Here is a 22076-nt window from a genome sequence, read left to right as displayed (position 1 = left end):
GCAACCCTGGAGGGAACCGCATCGAGATCCTGCTGCCAGCGACCCGCGGGGGAACGGGTCCGGCTGACGCTTCTTGTCTTTTCAACATGAGCTTGACAAAAAAACGGCCACTCCGGATGCCCCGGACGGCCATGCGCGCGCTTGCCAGTGCGCTGACGGGGGTCATGGCGGGTGCAGTTGCGCCGGCCTGGGCACAAAGCAATACGCAGACGGCCAGCACGGCGGTGGGCGAACTGAATCCGACGGTGGTGACGGCCTCGCGCAGCGAGCAGCCCCTGTCGGATGCGTTGCCGCACACCACGGTCATCAGCCGCGCCGACATCGAGCGCTCGCAGGCGCCGGATGCGGTGACGCTGCTGCGCCGCGAGGCCGGCATCGAAATCGCACAAAATGGCGGCCCCGGCACGAGTTCCAGTCTTTTCATGCGTGGCGCCAGTTCTAGCCAGACGCTGGTTCTGATTGATGGTGTGCGGGTGAGTTCCGCTACGCTGGGCACCACGCAGATCGATCAACTGATGGCCGACCAGATCGACCATATCGAGGTCGTGCGCGGCAACGTGTCAGCGCTGTATGGTTCCGATGCGATTGGTGGCGTGGTGCAGATTTTCACGCGCAGCGGCCAGGGGCATGCCCCGTTGGCCAATGCAGAGATTGGGTACGGCGCACGCAACACCAAGCGCGCGCAGGCGGGTATCAGTGGCTCGCTGGGTGAGCGCGGCGATACGTCGTTCGCGGTGTCGGTGTCGGAGTTCAAGACCGACGGCTTCTCTGCAATCAATCCGCAGCAGGCCAAGAATGCCAACCCGAACGACAACCCCTACACGAACAAGAGCGTGTCGGCGCAGTTGTCGCATCGCTTTTCCGCGGATTGGCAGGCAGGGCTGACGTACTTCCAGACCTGGGGTGATGTCAGTTACGACAGCGGCTTTGGCAGCCCGACCGATATCAACATCGCGCATAACCAGGTGCGGTCGATGTCGGCGTACGTGGACGGCAAGGTGACGCAGGACTGGAAGACGCGCGTGACGCTCTCGCAAGGTGACGATAAAAACCTGAACTTCCTGAACGGCGCGCAGAACGGTCGTTTCAACACGCGCAACCAGCAGGCGAGCTGGCAGAACAATTGGGCGTTCATGCCTGACCAATTGCTGAAGGTGGGCCTGGAGCATTCGCAAATCACCATCGACAGCGATGCCTACGATGCGCCCACGCGTAGGATCGATTCCGGCTACATCGGCTACGAAGGCAAGTTCGGCCCGCATCAGTTGCAGTTGAACCTGCGTCGTGACCGCTACTCGGATTTCGGTGGCGCCAACAGCTACTACGCCGGTTACGGCTTCGCGTTCAACCCGCAATGGAAAGCCGTGGCGAGCGTGAGCAACGCGTTCCGTGCGCCGAGCTTCAACGAGCTGTACTACCCGTTCTTCGGCAGCCCCACCCTGCAGCCTGAGAAAGCCCGCTCGGTGGAAGGCGGCGTGGAATACAGCAGCACGATCGGCCTGGTGCGCGTGACGGCGTTCGAGACCGATTACAGCAACCTGATTACTGCGGTGTGTGACGCGTCGTTCAACTGCGCGGCCGCCAACGTCAATCGTGCGCGTGTGAATGGTGTGGAGACGTCGTATCGGGGTTCGATCTATGGCGTGGACCTGCGTGCCAGCTTTACCATGCAGAACCCGCAGGACTTGTCGGCCAACCAACTGCTGTCACGCCGCGCGCGGCACTTCGGCAGTGTGTCGGCGTACAAGACTTTCGGGCCGTTCTCGGCGGGTGTGGAGTGGAATGCAGCGGGCGACCGCCAGGATTCGACCAAAACGCTCGGCGGCTATGGCTTGCTGAACCTGGTCGGCCGCTACCAGATCACGCCGGATTGGGCACTGTCGGCGCGCGTGGAGAACGTGACGAACAAGAACTATCAGTTGATCTATCCGTACAACACGGCATCGCGTGGGGTGTTCTTCACGCTGTCGTGGCAACAGCACGAGCCGAAGAAGCAATGACACCTGCACTGCCCGCACGCGGTTTTGCCTGGCGACTGTGGTCGCTGCTGGCGCTCGCGTGCGCGGTGGTGCTGGTGGCGTCATTGATGCTGGGCAGCGTGAAGCTATCGCCCGCCGAAGTCTGGCGGGCGTTGATTGGCGGTGGCGATGGTCTGGCTGCAGGCATCGTCACCGAGTTGCGCCTGCCGCGTGCGGGTGCTGCATTTGCAGCCGGTGGCCTGCTGGCCTTTGCCGGGGCGCTCATGCAGATGCTGCTGCGCAATCCGCTGGCCGATCCATATGTGCTGGGCGTGTCTGGCGGCGGGGCGGTGGCGGCGCTCACGGCAATGCTGTTGTCGCTGCCGTGGTGGGGCGTGCAGGCGAGTGCTGGAGCGGGGGCCTTGCTGTCGATGGCCCTGGTGGCGGCGCTTGCGCGTCAGCACCTGTGGCGCGGCGAGCCGGGCGAGGCCAATGCGCGCCTGCTGCTCGGCGGCGTGGTGATGGCCTCCGGTTGGGTGGGCTTGATTACTTTGATTCTGACCGTCGCGCCCGAGAACAAACTGCGCGGCATGATCTTCTGGATGGTCGGCGACCTGGGTGGCGCTGATCGTTACGCGGGTGCGTTGATGGCGCTTGTCGCAGCGATGGCCGTGGTGCTGCCGCATGCGCGCGACTTGAACGTACTGCTGACCGGCGAGACGCGCGCGCGTGCGCTGGGTGTGCCGGTGGCGCGCGTGCGTGCGCTGATCTACGTGGTGGCTTCCCTCTGCACGGCGGTGGCGGTGACGATTGCGGGCTCGGTCGCCTTTGTCGGGCTGCTGGTGCCGCACATGGTGCGTCTGGCATGGACGCGCGACGTGCGCATCCACCTGCCCGCCACCGCAATGGCCGGCGGCGGGCTGCTGATGCTGGCAGATCTGATCGCCCGCACGGTGATCGCCCCGACGCAACTGCCGGTGGGTGTGATCACCACGATGCTGGGCGTGCCGACGTTCCTGTACCTGCTGATGCGTGGTGCGCGATGAGCTGGTTACGTGGTGTGCGTCGGGGTCCCCCTTCGGATGCATATGCACACCCGGACGCAGCACCTGAACTCGCGCTGCGCGACCTGCGAGTGGCCGTCGATGGGCGCGTGTTGATCGAGCGTCTATCGATGACGGCCACGGCTGGCCAGCTCTGGTGCGTGGTCGGCCCGAACGGCGCGGGCAAGTCGACGTGGCTTGCGGTGCTGGCGGGCCTGCGTGCGGCGGACGGCGGCAGCGTCACGCTCGATGGTGTGCCGCTTGCTGACTGGCCCGCGCTGGCGCTGGCACGCCGCCGCGCGTTTCTGCCGCAGACGTTGCACGATACGTTCCCGATCAGCGTGCGCGCCGCGGTGATGACGGGCCGCCATCCGCATCTCGCGCGCTGGGAGTGGGAGGGCGAAGCCGATGCACACGCTGTTGATGCGGCGATGTCTGCGCTGCAATTGCAATCGCTGGCACAACGCGATGTACGCACGCTCTCCGGCGGCGAGCGCCAGCGCGTGGCGATTGCTGCCGTGGTGGCGCAGGAGGCGCGTGTGCTGCTGCTCGACGAACCGGTCGCACATCTCGATTTGCATCAGCAGATTGCCGTGCTGCGCTTGTTGCGCGAAGGCTGCCGAAAGCATGACTGGCTTGTCGTGCTGACCGTGCATGATTTGAACCTTGCGCGCCGCTTCGCCACGCACGCGCTGCTGATGGATGGCCAAGGGCATACGAACGCTGGCGCTGCCGCCGATGTGCTCACCCCAAAACACTGCGCCCGCGTGCTGCGCACCCCGATTGCCGAGGTGGCCGACGGCCGCCACACGGCCTTGATTCCTGAAGACCCCGATGATGATTTCTGAAGACAAAAACGACGGCCTGAACGAGCGCCACCGCTCGCGCATGCAGCGCAAGAAAGCCGTGGTGGACGCCAAGATCGCCGCTGCTACCGATGTGCGCGGCGTGCTGCTGGTCAACACCGGCAACGGCAAGGGCAAATCCAGCTCCGGCTTTGGCATGGTGATTCGCGCCATGGGGCACGACATGCAGGTCGGCGTGGTGCAGTTCATCAAGGGTGCAATCCCGACCGGTGAGGAGCGTTTTCTGCGGCGCTTTCCCGAGCAGTGCGCGTTTTACGTGATGGGCGAGGGCTACACGTGGGAGACGCAGGACCGCACGCGCGACATTGAAAAAGCCCAGGCGGCATGGGCCTGCGCACGTGAGCTGCTGAACGACCCTTCCATCGGCCTGGTGCTGCTGGACGAACTGAACATCGCGCTCAAATACAACTACCTTGATGTGCAGACCGTGCTGGCTGATTTGCGTGCGCGGCCGCCCGCGCAGCACGTCGTCATTACCGGACGCGGTGCGCCGCCCGAGTTGATCGAGGCTGCGGATACCGTGACCGACATGGCGCTCGTCAAGCATGCGTTTGCCCAAGGCATTCAGGCACAGCCGGGAGTCGAACTGTAATGAGCCAAGCACTGCATATTCCGCCGTTTGATGATGCGCGGCGCACGCGCCTGAAGGCTGCTGTGGACAGCAAAACCAAGCCGCTCGGCGCATTGGGCCGGCTTGAATCCCTGGCCGTGCAGATCGGTCTGATCCAGAACACCGACACGCCGCAACTGACGCGCCCGGCGATGGTCGTGTTTGCCGCAGACCACGGCATCGCCCACGCAGGTGTGAGCGCCTATCCGCAGGCGGTGACTGCGCAGATGGTGCTCAACTTCATCGCGGGCGGCGCGGCCGTCAACGTGTTCTGCCGCCAGCATGAGTTTGCGCTGGAAGTGGTGAATGCCGGCGTGGCCGCTCCGCTGTGGCCGGCTGACACACCGGGCCTGGTCGATGCGCCCATCGGCCCTGGCACGCGCAACTTTGCTGACCAGCGTGTCCACCAAGCTGCCATGACCGCCGACGAGTGTGAGCGCGCTATGGCGCTCGGTGCACAGCGCGTGGCACACCACGCGGCGCTGGGTACCAATGTGATCGCGCTGGGCGAGATGGGCATCGCCAACACGGCGTCTGCCGCGTGTCTGATGGCGCGGCTCGCCGGCTTGCCAGTCGCGCAATGCGTCGGTCGCGGCACGGGTCTTGACGATGAGGGCCTGGCCCACAAGCGTGCCGTGTTGGAAGCGGCAATGGCCCGACATGCCGACGTGCATGATCCGCTCGATGTGCTCGCGTGCTTTGGCGGTTTCGAGGTCGCAGCCATGACTGGCGCAGTACTTGAGGCAGCGCAGCGTCGCATGGTCATCCTTGTCGATGGGTTTATCGCCACGGCTGCCGTGCTGGTGGCGGCCCGCATGGCGCCTGATGTGCTGCACTATTGCGTGTTCGGGCACGTGTCGGACGAACGCGGGCATCGTGCGTTGCTCGAGATGCTCGATGCGCGGCCGCTGTTGTCGCTGTCGTTGCGTCTGGGTGAGGGCAGCGGGGCGGTGCTGGCGTATCCGCTGGTCGTGTCGGCCGTGGCCTTCCTGCGCGAGATGGCCACCTTTGCCAGCGCAGGTGTGAGCGAGCGCTCCGCGCCATGAACATCCTGCGCGAGCACTGGCAGGCGCTGTGGACGGCGATCGGGTATTTCACCCGCATCCCTGTGCCGGCGTCGGTCGGGTTCTCGCAAGCAGGGCTGAATCGCGCGGCGCGCTACTTTCCGCTGATTGGCTGGTTGGTGGGCGCAGTGGCAGCCGCGGTGTACTGGCTCGTGTTGCGTACGGTGCCTGCGCCAGGTGTGGCAGTGGCCGTGTCGATGGTGGCCACGTTGCTGCTGACTGGCGCCTTTCACGAAGACGGCTTGGCCGATTGCGCCGACGGCTTTGGCGGCGGCTACACGCCAGAAGACCGGTTGCGCATCATGCACGACTCGCGCATCGGCGCGTTTGGGGCGATTGCCGTGTGCATGGCGTTGCTGCTCAAGTGGCAACTGCTGAGCGCGTTGGCGCCGCATGGTTTCGCCCTTCTTGTTGCGATGGTGGCCGCCCACGCTGCCAGCCGTGCGGCCGCTGTCAGTTACCTGCTCACACACGACTACGTGCGCGCCGAAGGCAAGGCCAAGCCCGTGGCGCAGCGCATGCGATGGGGCGATGCGTTGTGGACCGGCGTGTTCGGTGTCGTACCGCTGCTGTGGTTCGGGCCGATGTGTGCGGCGCTCGTCGTTGTCGGGTTGATTGTTGCGCGCTGGCTGCTGGGCCGCTACTTCGTGCGCCGCATCGGCGGCATCACGGGCGATTGCCTGGGGATGGCGCAGCAGATTTTCGAGTTGCTGGTTCTGTGGGGGCTGCTGGCATGGATGTCATCCTGATCCGCCACGCGCGGCCTGCCATGACTGCTGGTCTTTGCTACGGCCGTACGGATCTGGCGCTGGCGTCTCCGATGGACCCTGACCCTTCGGCCGTCGTCGAAAAACTCGTCGCTCACAAACCGCATCGCCTGTTGGCGAGCCCGTTGCAACGCAGCCGCCTGACGGCCGAAGCCATGGCGCAAGCGGCGCAATTGCCCGCCATCGAAATCGATGCGCAATTGATGGAACTCGATTTCGGCGCCTGGGAAGGCTGCCAGTGGGATGACATCCCGCGTGCGGAAATCGATTGCTGGGCGCGTGATCTGGTGCATGGCAATCCGCATGGCGGGGAGTCGGCGGCGGATTTGCTGGCACGCGTGACGACCTGGGCCAATGCAACGACTGCGATGCCCGTGCCATGTGTGTGGGCCGTGACGCATGCCGGCTGCATGCGCGCGCTGGCGGCGCATTGGTTGCAACGGCCGTTGGCCGAGACGCTGCAATGGCCGCTGCAATGGGGGGCGGCCAGTGGTTTTCGTGTGCAGCCCGGCGCGTTGCCGGTGTTGCTGTTCTGGAACCGCTAGCCGACGGTGCGTGTTAGCGGCCAGCCTGCGAACCCAGGCGCCGCGAGCGCGCCTGCTCCAGGTCTTCGCATAGCAGTGTTGCGGCTTGCACCAGGCGCGGGCCGAAGCGGTTGATCAGGTCACCATTGATGCTGAACAGGTTGCCGCGCTGCACGGCCAGCAATTGCGGCCAGCGCTTCCACCCGTCGAGCGTATCGATGGGGCGGCTGCCTTGCGTCGCGCCCATGCTGGCGGTCAGCAACACTTCAGGGTTGGCCGCGATCACGGCTTCGGGCGAGACGGTCGGCACCAGCAAGGGCTCGCTGGCAAACACATTGCGGCCACCGCACAGCGCCAGCATGTCCGTGAAGATGTGCTGGCCGTTGAGCGTCATCAGCGGTTGTTCCCATACCTGATAGAACACCGAAACCGGCGGCCGGCTGGCGTAGCGCTGGCGCAGCGTATCGGTGCGTTGGCCGAACGCCTGGGCCGCCTCATGCGCACTGGCGCGGGTGTCGAGCAGCGTGCCCAGCGCTTCGATCGAGCGCGGGATATCGCCCATGCGATGCGGCTCGGAAAAGAACAGCGGAATGCCCAGCGCATGCAGCCGGTCGATTTGCTTTTGCGCGTTGCCGTGGCGCCAGACCACCACCAGATCAGGCTTGAGCGCGGCAATGCGTTCCAGATCCAGCGAGCGGTTGTCGCCCACCTGCGCAATGTCGCGGGCGGGCGGTGGGTAGTCGCTATAGGCCACGGTGCCGACGATGCGCCCGCCGCCACCTGCCGCGAACAACAATTCAGTCGCATGCGGCGCGAGGCTGACGATGCGTTGCGCAGGGCGTTGCAGCGTGACGGTGGCGCCGGTGTCGTCGGTGACAGAGATGGCGGCAAGCGCCGGAGCGGTGGCGATCGCTAGCGCAAGTGTGGTGAGACCGAACACACACAGGCAACGGACAAGACGCGGGAGGCGGGCGGGCATTGGGGCGCAATCAGACGGGGGGCGATAGCGATGCTAGCGCATCGGCAAGACGTTGCCATCCGGTCTCATTTGGAGGAAGGCCGAAGCGCAAGCCGCAGACAGGTGTCTCAAACAGCCGGGTCCAGACGCCGAGGCGCGCCAGGCTTGCGTGCAGCGCATGAGCATGTGGCGTGGGCGCCCAGGCAAACAGCGGTGTGGCGATATTCAACAAGCCGTGGCGATCAAGCAACGCACAGAGCCGCACGCCTGCCTGTTGCAGTTGCGCGCGCGTGGAGGTTTGCCACGCGGTATCCGCCAGCGCGGCGCGCACCACGGCGCGGGCTGGGCCGTTGACGGTCCAGTGCCCCAGTGCCTCGCGCAGTGAGGCCAGCAGATCAGGCGCGGCCAGCGTGAAGCCGATGCGTGCGCCAGCCAACCCATAGAACTTGCCGGTGGAGCGCAGTACCACCAGCCCCGGCGTTCCCGCCAGCGGGGCCAGCGTCGGGCCTTCATCGAACGCTTCGATGAAGGCTTCGTCCACGATCAACGTGCCGCCGCGCGCATGCAGACGCGTGTGCCAGTCGCGCAGTGTTTCCACGCGCAGCAGGCGCGCTGTCGGGTTGTTCGGGTTGACGACGACCATGTGCCGCACGTCGTCAGGCAGATCACCGAGAAACACCGCTTCGGGCAGCAGCGCGACGTCGTGACCGGCGCGTGCAAAAGCGGGCGCATATTCGCTGTAGCCGACGTGCGCGATGCCAACTCGCCCGCGTGGCAGCAGGGTTGGCAGTGTGCGGATCGCCGCCTGCGTGCCCGCAACCGCCAGCACGGCACGCGCATCGCTCACGCCGTAATGCGCGGCTGCCTGGGCTTCGAGGCCATCGTCTTCGGGCAGGCGCAGCCAGGCGTCGGGCGGGATTGGCGGGACGGGATAGCCGTGTGGGTTGATGCCCGTAGACAAGTCCAGCCAGCCGCCGGCAGGCTCACTGTAACGGGCGCGTGCGGCTGCAAGGTTGCCGCCATGGACGATGCCGCTGATAGCACTCACGATACGCCCCCTGCCACGGCAGCAATCAGCGCCAGCATGCCGAGCCACAGCCACAGCGTGCGCGACACCAGCGTCAGCGCACGCGTGATATCGGCGGCGGTGGCGGGTTCACCGATGCCCAGCGGCGGGCGGGCCTCCTCCACGCCTGCGTAGCATGCGGCGCCGCCCAGCCGCACGCGCAGGCTGCCCGCACCTGCGGCCATCACCGGGCCCGCGTTCGGGCTCGACCAGTGCGGCGCCTGCGCACGCCAGCAGCGCAGCGCATCTGCGGTGTGGCCTAGCAGCGCATAGCTCATCGCCGTGAGCCGGGCGGGCATCCAGTTGAGCACGTCGTCGATGCGCGCGGCCGCCCAACCAAAGCCGTTAAAGCGCGCATTGCGATAGCCCCACATTGCATCGAGCGTGTTGGCCAGCCGATACAGCACCACACCCGGCGCACCGGCCACCACCAGCCAGAACAGCGGCGCGAAGATGGCATCGCTGCCGTTCTCCAGCGCAGACTCCACGGCGGCGCGGGCGATGGGTTCGTCGGTCGCTTCAGACAAGTCACGCGAGACGATGCGTGAGGCGAGTGCGCGTGCGCGGGGCAGATCCGCATCGCACAGCGCAAGCGCAATCGGCGCGATGTGGTCATGCAGGCTGCGCGCGCCGATGGCGAAATAGAGCGCGATGGCATTGAGCGCAACCCCCAGCCATGGCGATGCATGACGCACCATGATGACGAGCCATTCTGCCAACAGCACGAACGGCAGCACCGTGATCAGCCACGCGATGAGACCAACGATGCGCGACCAGGCCAACGCTGCAGGCGCGTAGTTCATGCAGCGCTCAATGGCTGTGGCGATGCGCCCGAAGCCGACCAGCGGATGCCAGCGCGGCACCTCGCCAAACAGCCGATCGAGCAGCACGCCCGCGAGCGTGGCGAGCGCGACGAGGGGCCATCCGAGATCCCATACGCTACCCACGCTACCCACGCCACCCACCGGAAAGCTCACGTTGCTGCACCGAGTGCCGGCCCTTTCACCACCATCGGAATGCCAGCTACCAGCAGATGCACGTTGTCGGCCAGTGCGGCCAGGCGTTGGTTCAGCCGGCCCAGCTCATCCACATAGAAGCGCGTGACGGCGCCCATCGGCACCACGCCCAGGCCGATCTCGTTGCTCACGAGAATGACCTCGCCGGGCAGCAGCGGCAGGGCAGTGAGCAGCGCGTCCATCTCGGCTGTCCAGGCGTCAGGCGGCGTGATGAGGCCAGTCTCGGGGTATTCGTGATGCTCGGAGAAGAGCAGGTTGTTGAGCCACAGCGTCATGCAATCGACCAGCACACAACCGCCGTGTTGCGTGTGCGTGTAGAGCGCTTCGGCCAGGTGCACGGGCGCTTCAACCAAGCCCCAATCGGCTGGGCGGCGCGCGCGGTGCAGGGCCACGCGCAGTTGCATCTCTTCATCGCCCTCATTGGCGGTGGCGACGTACGTGACTGGCCCCGCGCATTGCAGGGCGAGCTGTTCAGCGTGATGGCTCTTGCCCGAGCGGGCACCACCGAGGACGAGTGTGAGGCGGCGTGACATCCCTGCATTCTAGCGAGGCGGCAGGAGGGCGGGTGCGATAATCCGCGCATGTCAAAGCCACCGATTTCTGTGCCGCTGTCCGAGTATCGCGGCACGCTGATGATCCAGGGCACCACGTCTGATGCCGGCAAGAGCACGCTGGTCGCAGGACTGTGCCGCGTTGCGTCTCGCGCGGGTGCGCGCGTGGCGCCGTTCAAGCCGCAGAACATGGCGCTCAACAGCGCTGTCACCGCTGACGGCGGCGAGATCGGCCGCGCGCAGGCATTGCAGGCACTGGCCGCAGGCGTGGCGCCCACCGTCGACATGAACCCCGTGCTGCTCAAGCCCAACAGCGATACCGGTGCGCAGATCATCATCCACGGCCTGCCACGCTGCGACCTCGACGCCCGCGCGTATCACGACTACAAGCCCACTGCCATGGCTGCCGTGCTCGAATCGCACACGCGCCTGCGTGCGCAATACGACCTCGTGCTGGTGGAAGGCGCAGGCAGCCCGGCTGAGATCAACCTGCGCGACCGCGACATCGCCAACATGGGCTTTGCCGAAGCGGTCGATTGCCCGGTCGTGCTCGTCGCGGACATCGATCGTGGTGGCGTATTCGCGCACCTTGTCGGTACGCTCGCCTGCCTGTCGGAGAGCGAACGTGCGCGCGTGACCGGCTTCGTCATCAACCGGTTTCGTGGCGACATTTCACTGCTCACGCCGGGGCTTGACTGGCTGACCGCACAGACGGGCAAGCCGGTGTTTGGCGTGCTGCCCTACCTGCACGGCCTGCACCTTGACGCGGAAGATGCAGTGCAGACGGCGCAGCATGCGGCTTCAGACGATGCGCTACGCGTAGTGATTCCGGTGCTGCCGCGCGTGTCCAACCACACCGATTTCGATGCACTGCGTGCGCACCCGCAAGTGGACGTGCGCCTGATTGGTCCGGGGCAGCCGATTCCGCCGGCCGACCTCATCATCCTGCCAGGCAGCAAGAGCGTGCAGGCCGACCTTGCCTGGTTGCGGGCCAATGGCTGGGAAGCGGCCATCGCGCGGCATCTGCGGTATGGCGGCAAGCTGATCGGTATCTGCGGCGGTCTGCAGATGCTCGGTCGGCGTTTGCACGATCCGCAAGGGCTGGAGGGCGCGCCCGGCAGCGTCGAGGGCCTTGGCTATCTTGATTTCGAGACCACGCTGGAGACCGCCAAGCAATTGCGTCAGGTGCGCGGCGCGCTGGCAGCGGGCGGCGCAACCATGACCGGTTACGAAATCCACATGGGCGTGACAGCGGGGCCGGCGCTCACACGGCCCGCCGTGCAACTCGACGATGGCCGCGCAGATGGCGCGATCTCCGCCGATGGGCAAATCCTCGCCACCTACCTGCACGGTTTGTTCGATGCGCCCCACGCTTGCCGCGCGCTGCTCGCCTGGGCCGGCGTGCGCGATGCGCAGGCGCAGGACTACGCCGCATTGCGTGAGGCATCGCTCGAACGCCTTGCCGACACGTGCGAGGCGCATCTGGACCTCGCCGCGCTCTTCGGAGCGCCGCCACGTGCGGGCTGAGCCATAATTGCGGATGGGCAGATTCGATGAGTGATTGAATCAGCACACGACTCAGCGAGCGCGCGATGTGGACAAGGAGGCATGCATGCCGGTGGCCGTTGTAGCGAATCCGAAGGGCGGGGTGGGCAAAAGCACCTTGGCGACCAATCTGGCCGGCTACTTTGCCGCGCAGGATCACGCCGTAATGCTGGGCGACACCGACCGCCAGCAGTCCTCACGCGAGTGGCTGGCGCTGCGCCCCGAGACCGCCAAGCCCATCCGCACTTGGGAAATCAGCGCCGACCACATCGCCAAGCCGCCCAAGGGCACCACGCATGTGGTGCTCGACACCCCGGCCGGCCTGCATGGCTGGCGCCTGAGCGATCTGGTCAAGATGTCCGGCTATGTGATCGTGCCGCTGCAGCCCTCGATGTTTGACATCCTCGCTACGCAGGCCTTCCTGCGCAAACTGGCCGACGAAAAGCCGGTGCGCCATGGCGAAGTCAAGTTGGGCGTGGTCGGCATGCGCGTGGACATGCGCACGCGCGCCGCTGAACAGCTTCAGCGCTTCGTGCAGGGGCTGGAGGTTCCCATCCTCGGTTATCTGCGGGATACCCAGAACTACGTGCAACTGGCCGCGCACGGCCTGACGCTCTGGGACGTGGCGCCCTCGCGCGTCGCCAAAGACGTGGAGCAGTGGAGCGGCATCCTTTCATGGTTGGACCAGACGGGCCACGCTGCTTCCGCCGGCCCGCATACAAGCGACGCCCTGGCCGATTGACCGCTCTGCCCCCATTGACACATTGATACGTTGGCGCGCAGGCCAGGCCTCGGGCGTCATCGCCCGATTGACGTGTCGGCGATAAGGAGATGGCGTGCCATCCAACCAGTTACCCGGTGAGGCGCGAACACCCAGCACGGAGCGGTCCAGACTCCGCGAGCTATGGACAGGAATCAGAACGGCCTGCGCGGGTGCTGTTCAACCGTCCGGTAGCGGCCGGAACACACCGGATCTGGATGACAGCCAACCGCACGCTTCACGCGTTGCCATTCCGCCGGGTTTGCCGCCAACGGCAAGAAAGATCGGATATCACGGCACCAGCCTTTCCGGTTATCAACGAATCCTGGCGCGAGGTATTGAGCCGTCCGGTGCGCTGCGTACCGGCATGGCCGTTGCCAGCAGGCCGCCGGTTTTCTACATCACTGACAGGTGGGACACCGCCTTGTCTTACGCGAGCGGTCCGGAGCAGATTTTGATGGGCGCTACTTTGGGGTGATCTCCAGCGAGCAGGTGCGCTCAACCGTGGTGCCGCTTCTGACCTGGTGACTTGACGATTGGCAGTGCCGCGCGGATTGCCCGGCCTGCCGGCCTTGTCAGATCTCGAGGTTGTCGATCAGGCGCGTCTTGCCGAGCTTGGCCGCAGTCAGCACGACCAGTGGTTCACCTGCGGCGACGTTCTCGGGCGTCGGCTTTTGCAGATCGGTACGGCGGCGCACGGCCACATAGTCGGGTTGCCAGCCGCGGCCACGCAGATACTCCATCGCCTTGTTGGTCACCTCTTCATGCGAGGCCTGGCCCTGCAACACGGTTTCCAGCACGTCCTGGCGCACCTGATGCAGCGTGCGGTACAGCTCGGGCGCTTCGGCGCGCTCTTCGTTGGTCAGGTAGACGTTGCGTGACGATAGCGCCAGGCCGTCATCCGCGCGCACCGTTTCGGCCGGGATGATGTCTACCGGCAGCGCAAACTGATGGGCCATGCGGCGCACGATCATCAACTGCTGGTAGTCCTTCTTGCCGAACACGGCCACGCGCGGCTGCACGCAGCAGAACAGCTTCATTACCACCGTGCACACGCCCTTGAAGAAGCCGGGGCGGAACTCGCCTTCCAGCGTGTCGCCCAGGTCGTGTGGCGGGTCGACGCGGTATTCCTGCGGCTCGGGGTACATGTCGCGCTCGGTGGGGGCGAACAGCACGTACACACCTTCCTTCTGCAGCTTTTCAATGTCGTCCTGCAGCGTGCGCGGGTATTTGTCGAAGTCTTCGTTCGGACCAAATTGCAGGCGGTTCACGAAGATGGAGGCCACCACCGGATCGCCGTGCTGGCGCGCCAGGCGCATCAGGCTCAGGTGGCCCTCATGCAGGTTGCCCATGGTCGGCACGAAGGCGACGCGGTTCTGGCCGCGCAATTGGTCGCGCAGTTCCTGGATCGACGAGATGACTTTCATAGTTGTTGTGTGACCTGGCTGACCTGACGCTGGGTCAGGTCGGGGAGTAGGCGAGGCGCACGTAAATGGGCGCGTACGGTTCAGCCTGCGTGATTTCGAGCAGCGATTCGCGCGAAAGCTCCAGCATGGCGACAAAGTTGACCACCACGATGGGTGCGCCCTTGCCGGACTGGATCGCTTCTTCAAACAGCTCGGTGAACTCCATAAACCGCGCGTGCTGCAGACGGCGCAGGATCTGGCTCATGTGCTCGCGCACAGACAGCTCTTCGCGCGAGATCTTGTGATGCTGCGTGAGCTTTGCCCGGCGCAGCACATCGGCCCACGCGATGCGCAGGTCGTCGGAATTGACGTCGGGGTAGCGCGGCGCGAGGCTTTGCTCGATGTAGACCTGGGCGCGCAGGAAGTCGCGGCCCAGCTGCGGTACGGTGTCGAGCTTCTGGGCGGCCAGCTTCATCTGCTCGTATTCGAGCAGGCGGCGCACCAGTTCGGCGCGCGGGTCTTCGGGTTCAACGCCTTCGTCGGTTTTCTTGACCGGCAGCAGCATGCGCGACTTGATCTCGATCAGCATGGCGGCCATCAGCAGGTATTCGGCGGCCAGCTCAAGGTTGGTCGCGCGGATCTGCTCGATGTACGCCAGGTACTGTCGCGTGACCTGCGCCAGCGGAATGTCCAGCACGTTGAAGTTCTGGCGGCGGATCAGATACAGCAGCAAGTCCAGCGGCCCTTCAAACGCCTCAAGGAAGATCTCGAGCGCATCGGGCGGGATGTAGAGATCCTGCGGGAGCTTGAACAGCGGCTCGCCGTAGAGCCGCGCAAATGCGAGGCCGTCGACCTGCACGGGCGTGGAATCCTGATCGGGCGCCACGCTGGGCAGCTCGACGGGCAGTGGCAGCTTGTCCTGCGCGGATGTGGTCATGCGGCGGCGAGCCTGACGGGTTTGCGGCCCGTCGGCCGATCAGTCCAGCGAGTAGACGTAAGGCTTTTGCGCCACGCGGGCTGACTTGGCGCGTGCACGCTCTTCCAGGTCAATCGGGTCCTTGTCCCACAGCAGGGAGCGACCTTGGCGCTGCTGCGCTTCCAGGTCGGGCTTCTGGGTCTTGAGTTCTTCCAGAAACTGGGTGATCTCGGACTTGTACAGGGCCATGGCGGTATGTGATGTTGTGTGATCTTGCCCGCCCGAAAAGCGCCCGGACGGAAAACCGGCGCATTTTACCGTATTGGCCGTGGTATAGCCCGCGGGCACGGCACGTGCGAAACCCCTCTGGCCGATCCGGAAGGCAGCATTCGTTGCATTTGCCTGGGCACCCGCCGGGGTCGGTATGGTCAAATACGCCTTTCCTTTGACGCAGCCGGCCCGTGGGGCGGCGCCACGTTTGCCACGATGACCGGCTCCAATCGACCATCGCGACCGTCACGACCACCACGCTTTCGTTTCCCTGGTTTGCCCGCCGTCGTGCTGTGGGCTGGCGTTGCCATGTCCCTCGCCTGCGCGCCGGCGCATGCCGAGTACGACGTCAAGATCGACGCGCCGAAGTCTATCCGTGACCTGCTTGAGCGCCACCTGGATCTGCCGCGCTACAAAGATCGCAAAGACATCACTGACGATCAGCTCCAGTACATGGTCGAGACCATTGGCGATCAGGTCACCAAGCTGACGGCCACCGAAGGCTATTTCGTACCCAAAGCGACCGCGAAGCTGGAGGGCCCGCCGGAGCACCGTGTGGTCAACGTGAAGGTGGAGCCTGGCCCGCGTACCACCATCGACGTCGTAGCGCTCGACTTTACCGGCGCGATCACGCAGGACGCCAAGCGCATTGATGAACTGAAGAAATCATGGGGGCTGCAGCATGGCATGGCCTTCCGCCAGGCCGGGTGGGACAAGGCCAAGGACGACGGTTTGGCTGCGCTGCAAAGCAAACGTTATTACGCGGCCAAGCAGACATCGTCGCAGGCGCGGGTCGATCCGGACGAAAGCAAGGCGGACCTGGCGGTGAGCTATGACAGCGGCCCCGCTTACACGCTCGGGCCGTTGAATGTACAGGGTCTGTCGCGCTACCCGCACAGCATCATCGACCACGTGAACCCGTTGCGCGTGGGCGAGGATTACTCGGCCGATCGTTTGCAATCGTTGCAGGCCGCCATTCAGGGGCAGCCGTATTTCTCCAATGCCATCGTTGACTTGGGCGATGACCCGAAGAATCCGGTCAACGCGCCAGTGCGTGTGCGCGTGCGGGAGTACCCGCCCAACCGCATCACCAGTGGTGTGGGTTACGGCACAGATACCGGCGCCTCGGTGGAAGGGCGCTATCAGTATCTGAATCTGTTCAGCAAGGCATGGGTGGTCGACACGCAAGCCCGTATCGAACAGCGTCGCCAATACTTGTTTGCGGGCGTGACCGTGCCGCCCGACGACAAGCAATACGTGAACAGCGTCTACACCAGCATGGACCGCACCGATACCTCGGGCACCGAGACGCGCAGCTATCGTTCCGGCTTCAAGCAGACACGCGTGCGTGGTATCTACGAGACCTCGTTTACCGTTGATTTCTACTACGACGACTTGCGCCCCGAAGGCGCCGAGCGCCAGTTGAGCAAGGCACTCGTGCCCGGCTTTGCCTGGACGCGCCGCGATGTGGACGACCCGCTGTTCCCGCGCCGCGGCAACATCATCACGACGCAGATCGGCGCTGCGGTGAAGGGCGTGCTGACGGACCAATCGTTTGTGCGTTCGTACAGCCGTATCCGCCAGTTCGTGCCGGTTGGGCAGCGCGATATTTTTGTCGCGCGGGGGGAGCTGGGTGCGGTCATCACCTCCGGTTCGGGCGATGGCGTGCCGGCCACGCTGCGCTTTCGCACGGGCGGCACGCAGTCAGTGCGCGGCTACGATTTCCAGAGCATCGGTAACGACGTCAACGGCAGCACGCTGCCGACCAAGTTCCTCGTGACAGGCGGGTTGGAGTATCAACGCTGGTTCCTGCCGCAATGGGGCGCCGCCGTGTTCTGGGATACCGGCACCGCCACCGACAACTGGTCGGAGCGCCGCTGGTTCAACGGCGTGGGCATCGGCGTGCGCTGGAAGAGCCCGGTTGGGCCGATCCAGCTTGATATGGCCTATGGCATCCAACAGAAGCAGTTCCGGCCGAGCGTGTCGCTGGGCATCGCGTTCTGAAGGCCAGTATGAGCAGTAAGCAGAGGCTCCGCGTGGCGCAGACGCGCGCGGCCGCGAATGCCGCCAGCCGCCGACACTGCGGGGGCAAACTGACCGATTGCCGTCTGGAGGCGGCGACATGACCGATTCGCAAACGCCTGACGACAACCCGCCCGACGCACCGCGCCCCGAGCGCCCCAAGCGCCCCGAGCGAGGCTGGGGCCGCCGCACGCTGCGCTGGTTCGGTGGCTTCATCGCCCTTGTGCTGGTGATCGTGCTGGCGCTGGCCGGCTGGCTGGTCTGGGCGATTCATTCGCAGTCGGGCACGGCGCAGTTGTGGTCGCTCGCCACCCGCTTTGGCCACGCCTATGTGTCCGGCAAGCTGGAGGGCGGCACGGTGCGCAAGGGCCTGTCGTTGCGTGATCTGCACGTGCGCGCGGGCAGCACGGAAGTGCGTATCGACCACGTGGAAGGCCGCTGGGCCGTCACGCGTGGCCCGTGGCATGTGCACTTCGCCTATCTGCGTGTGGGCAATGTCGAGGTGATCCTGCATCCGACACCGCCCTCACCGCGGAGCGGCCCGCCCGATTCGCTCGTGTTGCCGCTGGCGCTGGATGTGGACCGCCTTGCCGTCGATCGTCTTGCCGTCCGGCAGGGCACGTCGACCACCGAACTGAAGTCGATTGCCGGCAGCCTGCACACAGACGGCGTGCATCACAACGTGCTGCTCGACGGCATGCAAACGCCGGCTGGCAAGCTGGCCGCCACCTTGCGCATGACTGGCACGCGGCCGTATCCGCTTACCGGCGCTGCGACGCTCGCCACGCAATTCGAGGCGAATGGGCAGAAGCAGGATGCATCGGTGTCCGCGCAGCTGTCGGGTTCGCTTGAGACGCTGCATATCGACGCGACCGGCACCGGCGCCAAGCTGACCGCACAGGCGCTGATTGACGCCACGCCGTTCGGCGCGTTGCCGCTATCGCGCGCCGTGATATCGGCGGAGCACGTGAATCCGCGTGCGTTTGCGCCGGGTGCGCCAGAAGCGTCGCTGTCGATCCACGCCGATTTGCGTCCCGACGAGAAGGGCAAGATGTTGACGGTATCCGGCCCCATCCAGATCGACAATGCGCAGGCCGGTACGCTCGACAAGCAGAAGCTGCCGCTGCAATCGCTGCGCGCGCAGGTGCGGCTGAACGAAGACGAACAGCAGCTCACCGGCCTGGATGTGCGGCTGCTGGGCGGCGCGCAATTAACGGGCGGTGCCGATGTGCAAAAAGGCCACGGCACGTTACGCGTCGATGTGCGCCAGCTTGACTTGCAGGCGCTGCACGCCTCGCTGGAGAAGACGAAACTCGCTGGCCCCATCACCGTCGACTTTGCGGGCGGCACGCAGCATGTGGCGCTGGATCTGGCGGGTGGCGATATGCGTGCGCAAGCAAAGGCGGTGCTCGATGCGGCGCTGGTAGCGGTCGAGAACGCACAGGTATCGCTTGGCCGTTCGCGGCTGACGCTGGCGGGCACGCTCAAGCATGACGATGCGCAGTCGTTCGCCTTCAAGGGCAACCTGGCGGAGTTCGATCCGTCGCGGCTGGCGAAGGTGGCCAAGGGCCGCATCAATGCGGAGTTTGATGCGCGCGGCACGCTGGGTGAGCCGATCGACGCGGCCATCAAGTTTGCCGTGCGCGACAGTGACTACGCCGGCTTGCCGATGACCGGCGACGGCAACGTCCATTTGCGCGGCGAACGCCTGCTGCCCAGCGATGCGAAACTCGACATGGCAGGCAACAAGGCCAGCCTGCGCGGCAGCTTTGGGGGGGCAGGCGACCGCATGCATGTTGAAGTCGACGCGCCGCAGCTTGCGCGTTTGCAGCTTGGCGTGAGCGGCGCGCTGACCTTGTCGGGCGATGTGTCCGGCACGATCAAGCGGCCACAGGTCGATGCCACGTTCCGCGCCAACCAGCTCGCCTATCAAGGCAACAAGATCGATACCGCCCACGGCCGTGCGCAGATCCGCGACGGGATCGACGGGCCATTGCTGTTCGAGCTGACTGCGCAGCGCGTGACGGGCCCGAGCCTGTCGTTGCGCGAGGTGCACGCCACGCTGGACGGCACGCGCCGCGCCCATCGCTTCCGCGCGGATGCTGACGGTAACGTGCGCAACCAGCCGTTCAGGTTCGCGCTGGCGGGGGATGGCGCGCTGACGCCGGCCAAGGACGGCGACGGATGGGATGGCACGATCTCCGCGCTGTCGGCGCAGGGCGCACCCAACCTGCAGCTCACGGCGCCGGTGCGCCTGTCGGTAGCGCCGGGCCGCCTCCTGATGGGCCGCGCAGACCTGACGCTGGATCAGACGCCCATCCATATCGAGCGCATTGAATCCACACAGGGCCACGTGCGCAGCGCCGGGCACGTCGACGGTTTGCAGACCGCTCGGGTGCTGGAGCTTGTACGCACCTGGACGGGCCAGGCACCGCCGGTACGCACGGATCTCGTCGTCGACGGCCAATGGGATCTGGACCTCGGCAGCACAGCTACCGGCACTGCGCGCATCGCCCGCCGCAGCGGCGATCTGTCGATCAACGCCGGCCGCGGTTTCACGCCGCTGGGCCTGACCGAAGCGACTGTGGAAGTGCGCGGCGAAGGCATGCGCCTGGGGCTGCGCGGCAACGTGCAATCCACGCGCGTCGGCAATCTCTACCTCGATGCCGGTGTCGGGCTCGTGCGTGATCCGGGGCCGGGCGCATTGGCACTGATGGCACCTGCCTCGCCTCTGTCCGGCGGCTTGACGATCAGCCTGCCGCACCTCAAGGGCATTGGCGACTTGCTTGGCCCTGACATCGCAACGGACGGCCAGTTGGCGGCCAGCCTGACGTTTGCCGGAACGGTGGGCGCGCCCAAGGTGAGCGGCTTCCTGACGGGGCAGGACATTGACGTGGCGCTATATGACCAGGGCATCCGCCTGACCAAGGGCGTGGTGCGCGTGGCGCTCGACCAGAACGTGGTCGACCTGCAGGAGGTGATGTTCCACGGCGGCGACGGCACCGTGCGGGCACAGGGCCGCGTGCAGCTTGGCGAGGCCAACCCGAATCTGGCCGGCTCCATCGTGGCCGACAAGCTGCAGCTCTTCGCCGATCCGGACCGCACGCTGGTGCTCTCCGGCCAGGCGCGCATCGCCAACGACAACGACCGCGTGGCCATCACCGGCAAGTTCAAAGTTGACCGCGGCTTGTTCGATCTGCCGAAAGACGGCGCACCGGCGTTGGGCGACGATGTGGTCATCGTGCGCCGCGCCGATGCCGCTCGCAACCAGGCCGAGCGTGGCGTCAAACGCGAAGAAAAGCCCGCTGGCCGCTTCAGCCCGGTGGTCGATGTCGATGTTGATTTTGGCGACAACTTCCGCTTCAAGGGCGCGGGCGCAGACCTCTCGCTCGGCGGCCAGATGCACGTGCACAGCGAACCGCTGGTGCCTCTGCGTGGCACCGGCACGATCTACGTGCGCCAGGGCAGCACGTACGAGGCGTTCGGCCGCAAGCTGGCCATCGAGCAGGGCGTGCTGAACTTTGTCGGGCCGATCAACAATCCGTCATTCAACATCACCGCCATGCGGCGCAACCAGGAAGTCGAGGCCGGCGTGCAGGTGACGGGCACCGTGCGCCAGCCGCGCGTAAAGCTCGTCTCCGAGCCGAATGTGCCCGACGAAGACAAACTCTCGTGGCTGATGTTCGGCTACAGCGCATCGAACGCGGGCCTGGGCCAGCAGCAGGCGATGTCCGGCGCGGCGCTTGGCCTGTTGGGCAACGTGGCCGGCAAGAACGTGGCGCGGCGCATTGGGCTCGACGAGTTTTCCATCGGGCCGTCCACCGCCGGGCTGACTGATCCGCAGGTGGTGAGCCTGGGCAAGGCGATTTCGGAGCGCATCACGGTCGGGTACGAACAGAGCCTGTCGACGGCCGATTCCATCGTCAAACTGACGTGGCAGTTCTCACGGCGGTGGTCCGTGGTGGCGCGCGGCGGCACGATCAACGGCGCGTCGGTGCTGTTCAACAAGCGGTGGTAATCGGGTAATCCGGCTGCCAGAATGCGAGGAATACACGTTTGAACGGGAGGGTCCATGCCGCATCGTCAACTGGCACAAGTGGGGGTCACCATGGGAATTCTGGCGTCATTGCTGGGGCTGTTCGGTTGCGATCAGCAGAAGGTTGACCAAGCCGTCGATCGCGTGGGTGACGCCGCCAAACGGGCGTGGCAGTCGGCCAAGCCCGACAACCTGTTGTTCAAGGACATCGTGCCCGGACAATCCACCGAAGCCGATGTGAAGGCCACCGCAGGTCAGCCAGAGATGATCTGGGAGAACGAGGGCGGCACGCGGCAACTGGAGTATCCGCGCGGGCCGGAAGGGACTTCAACCTGGATGGTGACGATCGGCCCCGACGGGCACGTGCAGAAGATCGATCAGGTACTGACGGCAGAGAACTTTGGACGCGTGCGGGTTGGGCAGAGCAAGGACGACGTCCGCCGGATGCTCGGCAAGCCGGGGAAGGTTGAGGCGTTTCGGTTGAAGCAGGAAGAGGTTTGGGGTTACCGGTGGATGGAAAGCCCGACTGAGAAGGCGTTCTTCAATGTGCACTTTGGGCCGGATGGGAAGGTGACCACGACCTCGCGTAGCGACAATCGCCTGAACGGAGCGTAAGGCTGATTGTTGTGTGTGTGGGCGCCCGCCGGGGGATGTGCTTATGGTGCATCCCCTTGTTTCATCCCCGGCAGGAGATGAAA

At 65.5% G+C, this 22076-nt stretch carries 19 protein-coding genes; 12 read left to right on the top strand and 7 right to left on the bottom strand.

Annotated elements, in window-relative coordinates; all coding sequences use genetic code 11:
• Positions 1 to 116 precede the first annotated feature (116 nt).
• The 7 genes from PSUB009319_RS07390 to cobC are packed head-to-tail and all read left to right on the top strand — an operon-like array spanning position 117 to position 6853.
• Entirely contained in the window at positions 117 to 2000 is a 1884-nt protein-coding gene (locus tag PSUB009319_RS07390) for a TonB-dependent siderophore receptor (protein ID WP_124381582.1), read from the top strand.
• Positions 1997 to 3004, top strand: coding sequence for an iron ABC transporter permease (locus PSUB009319_RS07385; RefSeq protein ID WP_124381581.1), 1008 nt, complete (start codon positions 1997 to 1999; stop codon positions 3002 to 3004). The genes PSUB009319_RS07390 and PSUB009319_RS07385 overlap by 4 nt, the downstream gene beginning before the upstream one ends.
• Complete coding sequence (locus PSUB009319_RS07380) at positions 3001 to 3849, top strand: ABC transporter ATP-binding protein (RefSeq protein ID WP_124381580.1); 849 nt, start codon at positions 3001 to 3003, stop codon at positions 3847 to 3849. Before PSUB009319_RS07385 ends, PSUB009319_RS07380 begins: the two co-directional genes overlap by 4 nt.
• Complete coding sequence (gene cobO, locus PSUB009319_RS07375) at positions 3839 to 4459, top strand: cob(I)yrinic acid a,c-diamide adenosyltransferase (protein WP_124381680.1); 621 nt, start codon at positions 3839 to 3841, stop codon at positions 4457 to 4459. Before PSUB009319_RS07380 ends, cobO begins: the two co-directional genes overlap by 11 nt.
• Positions 4459 to 5523 carry a nicotinate-nucleotide--dimethylbenzimidazole phosphoribosyltransferase gene (gene cobT, locus PSUB009319_RS07370; protein ID WP_124381579.1) on the top strand — a complete coding sequence of 355 codons (1065 nt, stop codon included), beginning with the start codon at positions 4459 to 4461 and terminating at the stop codon, positions 5521 to 5523. Before cobO ends, cobT begins: the two co-directional genes overlap by 1 nt.
• Entirely contained in the window at positions 5520 to 6290 is a 771-nt protein-coding gene (locus tag PSUB009319_RS07365) for an adenosylcobinamide-GDP ribazoletransferase (RefSeq protein ID WP_124381578.1), read from the top strand. Before cobT ends, PSUB009319_RS07365 begins: the two co-directional genes overlap by 4 nt.
• Entirely contained in the window at positions 6275 to 6853 is a 579-nt protein-coding gene (gene cobC / locus PSUB009319_RS07360; RefSeq protein ID WP_124381577.1) for an alpha-ribazole phosphatase, read from the top strand. The genes PSUB009319_RS07365 and cobC overlap by 16 nt, the downstream gene beginning before the upstream one ends.
• A 13-nt stretch (positions 6854 to 6866) precedes the next feature.
• On the opposite strand, the gene PSUB009319_RS07355 is transcribed toward cobC, so the two are convergent.
• From PSUB009319_RS07355 to cobU, 4 genes are read right to left on the bottom strand one after another with little or no spacing between them, the layout of a single operon-like run.
• Positions 6867 to 7811 (bottom strand): cobalamin-binding protein, encoded by a 945-nt coding sequence (locus PSUB009319_RS07355; RefSeq protein WP_124381576.1) that lies wholly within the window; start codon positions 7809 to 7811, stop codon positions 6867 to 6869.
• Between the two features lie 10 nt (positions 7812 to 7821).
• On the bottom strand, positions 7822 to 8829 hold the full coding sequence (gene cobD / locus PSUB009319_RS07350) for a threonine-phosphate decarboxylase CobD (RefSeq protein ID WP_124381679.1): 1008 nt from the start codon (positions 8827 to 8829) through the stop codon (positions 7822 to 7824).
• 5 nt (positions 8830 to 8834) lie between these two features.
• Entirely contained in the window at positions 8835 to 9833 is a 999-nt protein-coding gene (cbiB, locus tag PSUB009319_RS07345) for an adenosylcobinamide-phosphate synthase CbiB (RefSeq protein ID WP_260392903.1), read from the bottom strand.
• Positions 9830 to 10405: a bifunctional adenosylcobinamide kinase/adenosylcobinamide-phosphate guanylyltransferase gene (gene cobU, locus PSUB009319_RS07340; protein WP_124381575.1), complete on the bottom strand. Its 576-nt coding sequence runs from the start codon at positions 10403 to 10405 to the stop codon at positions 9830 to 9832. The genes cbiB and cobU overlap by 4 nt, the downstream gene beginning before the upstream one ends.
• 48 nt (positions 10406 to 10453) lie before the next feature.
• Here cobU and PSUB009319_RS07335 point away from each other — a divergent pair, with 48 nt between their 5' ends.
• The gene (locus tag PSUB009319_RS07335; RefSeq protein WP_185453429.1) at positions 10454 to 11950 is read left to right on the top strand and encodes a cobyric acid synthase; all 1497 of its coding nucleotides are present in this window, start codon (positions 10454 to 10456) and stop codon (positions 11948 to 11950) included.
• Between the two features lie 85 nt (positions 11951 to 12035).
• Positions 12036 to 12710 (top strand): ParA family protein, encoded by a 675-nt coding sequence (locus tag PSUB009319_RS07330; protein WP_124381574.1) that lies wholly within the window; start codon positions 12036 to 12038, stop codon positions 12708 to 12710.
• A 593-nt stretch (positions 12711 to 13303) separates the two neighbouring features.
• On the opposite strand, the gene panC is transcribed toward PSUB009319_RS07330, so the two are convergent.
• Genes panC through PSUB009319_RS07310 form a run of 3 tightly spaced genes read right to left on the bottom strand, consistent with a single transcriptional unit; the run spans position 13304 to position 15299 of the window.
• Positions 13304 to 14155, bottom strand: a complete 852-nt coding sequence (gene panC, locus PSUB009319_RS07320; protein ID WP_124381572.1) for a pantoate--beta-alanine ligase — start codon at positions 14153 to 14155, stop codon at positions 13304 to 13306.
• A 34-nt stretch (positions 14156 to 14189) separates the two neighbouring features.
• Complete coding sequence (locus PSUB009319_RS07315) at positions 14190 to 15071, bottom strand: ScpA family protein (protein WP_124381571.1); 882 nt, start codon at positions 15069 to 15071, stop codon at positions 14190 to 14192.
• Between the two features lie 39 nt (positions 15072 to 15110).
• Positions 15111 to 15299 (bottom strand): DUF3460 family protein, encoded by a 189-nt coding sequence (locus PSUB009319_RS07310; RefSeq protein ID WP_009241263.1) that lies wholly within the window; start codon positions 15297 to 15299, stop codon positions 15111 to 15113.
• Between the two features lie 237 nt (positions 15300 to 15536).
• Here PSUB009319_RS07310 and PSUB009319_RS07305 point away from each other — a divergent pair, with 237 nt between their 5' ends.
• The 3 genes from PSUB009319_RS07305 (at position 15537) to PSUB009319_RS07295 (ending at position 21993) form a co-directional block, all read left to right on the top strand.
• The gene (locus tag PSUB009319_RS07305; RefSeq protein WP_124381570.1) at positions 15537 to 17324 is read left to right on the top strand and encodes an autotransporter assembly complex family protein; all 1788 of its coding nucleotides are present in this window, start codon (positions 15537 to 15539) and stop codon (positions 17322 to 17324) included.
• 118 nt (positions 17325 to 17442) lie between these two features.
• Entirely contained in the window at positions 17443 to 21360 is a 3918-nt protein-coding gene (locus PSUB009319_RS07300; protein WP_124381569.1) for a translocation/assembly module TamB domain-containing protein, read from the top strand.
• Positions 21361 to 21450: 90 nt separating this feature from the next.
• Complete coding sequence (locus PSUB009319_RS07295; RefSeq protein ID WP_124381676.1) at positions 21451 to 21993, top strand: hypothetical protein; 543 nt, start codon at positions 21451 to 21453, stop codon at positions 21991 to 21993.
• The last annotated feature ends 83 nt before the right edge of the window (positions 21994 to 22076 follow it).

The organism is Ralstonia sp. SET104 (assembly GCF_003851545.1).
Taxonomy (GTDB): domain Bacteria; phylum Pseudomonadota; class Gammaproteobacteria; order Burkholderiales; family Burkholderiaceae; genus Ralstonia.
The sequence above is the reverse complement of the archived record's forward strand: the minus strand, read 5'-3'. Positions and strand labels throughout refer to the sequence as shown.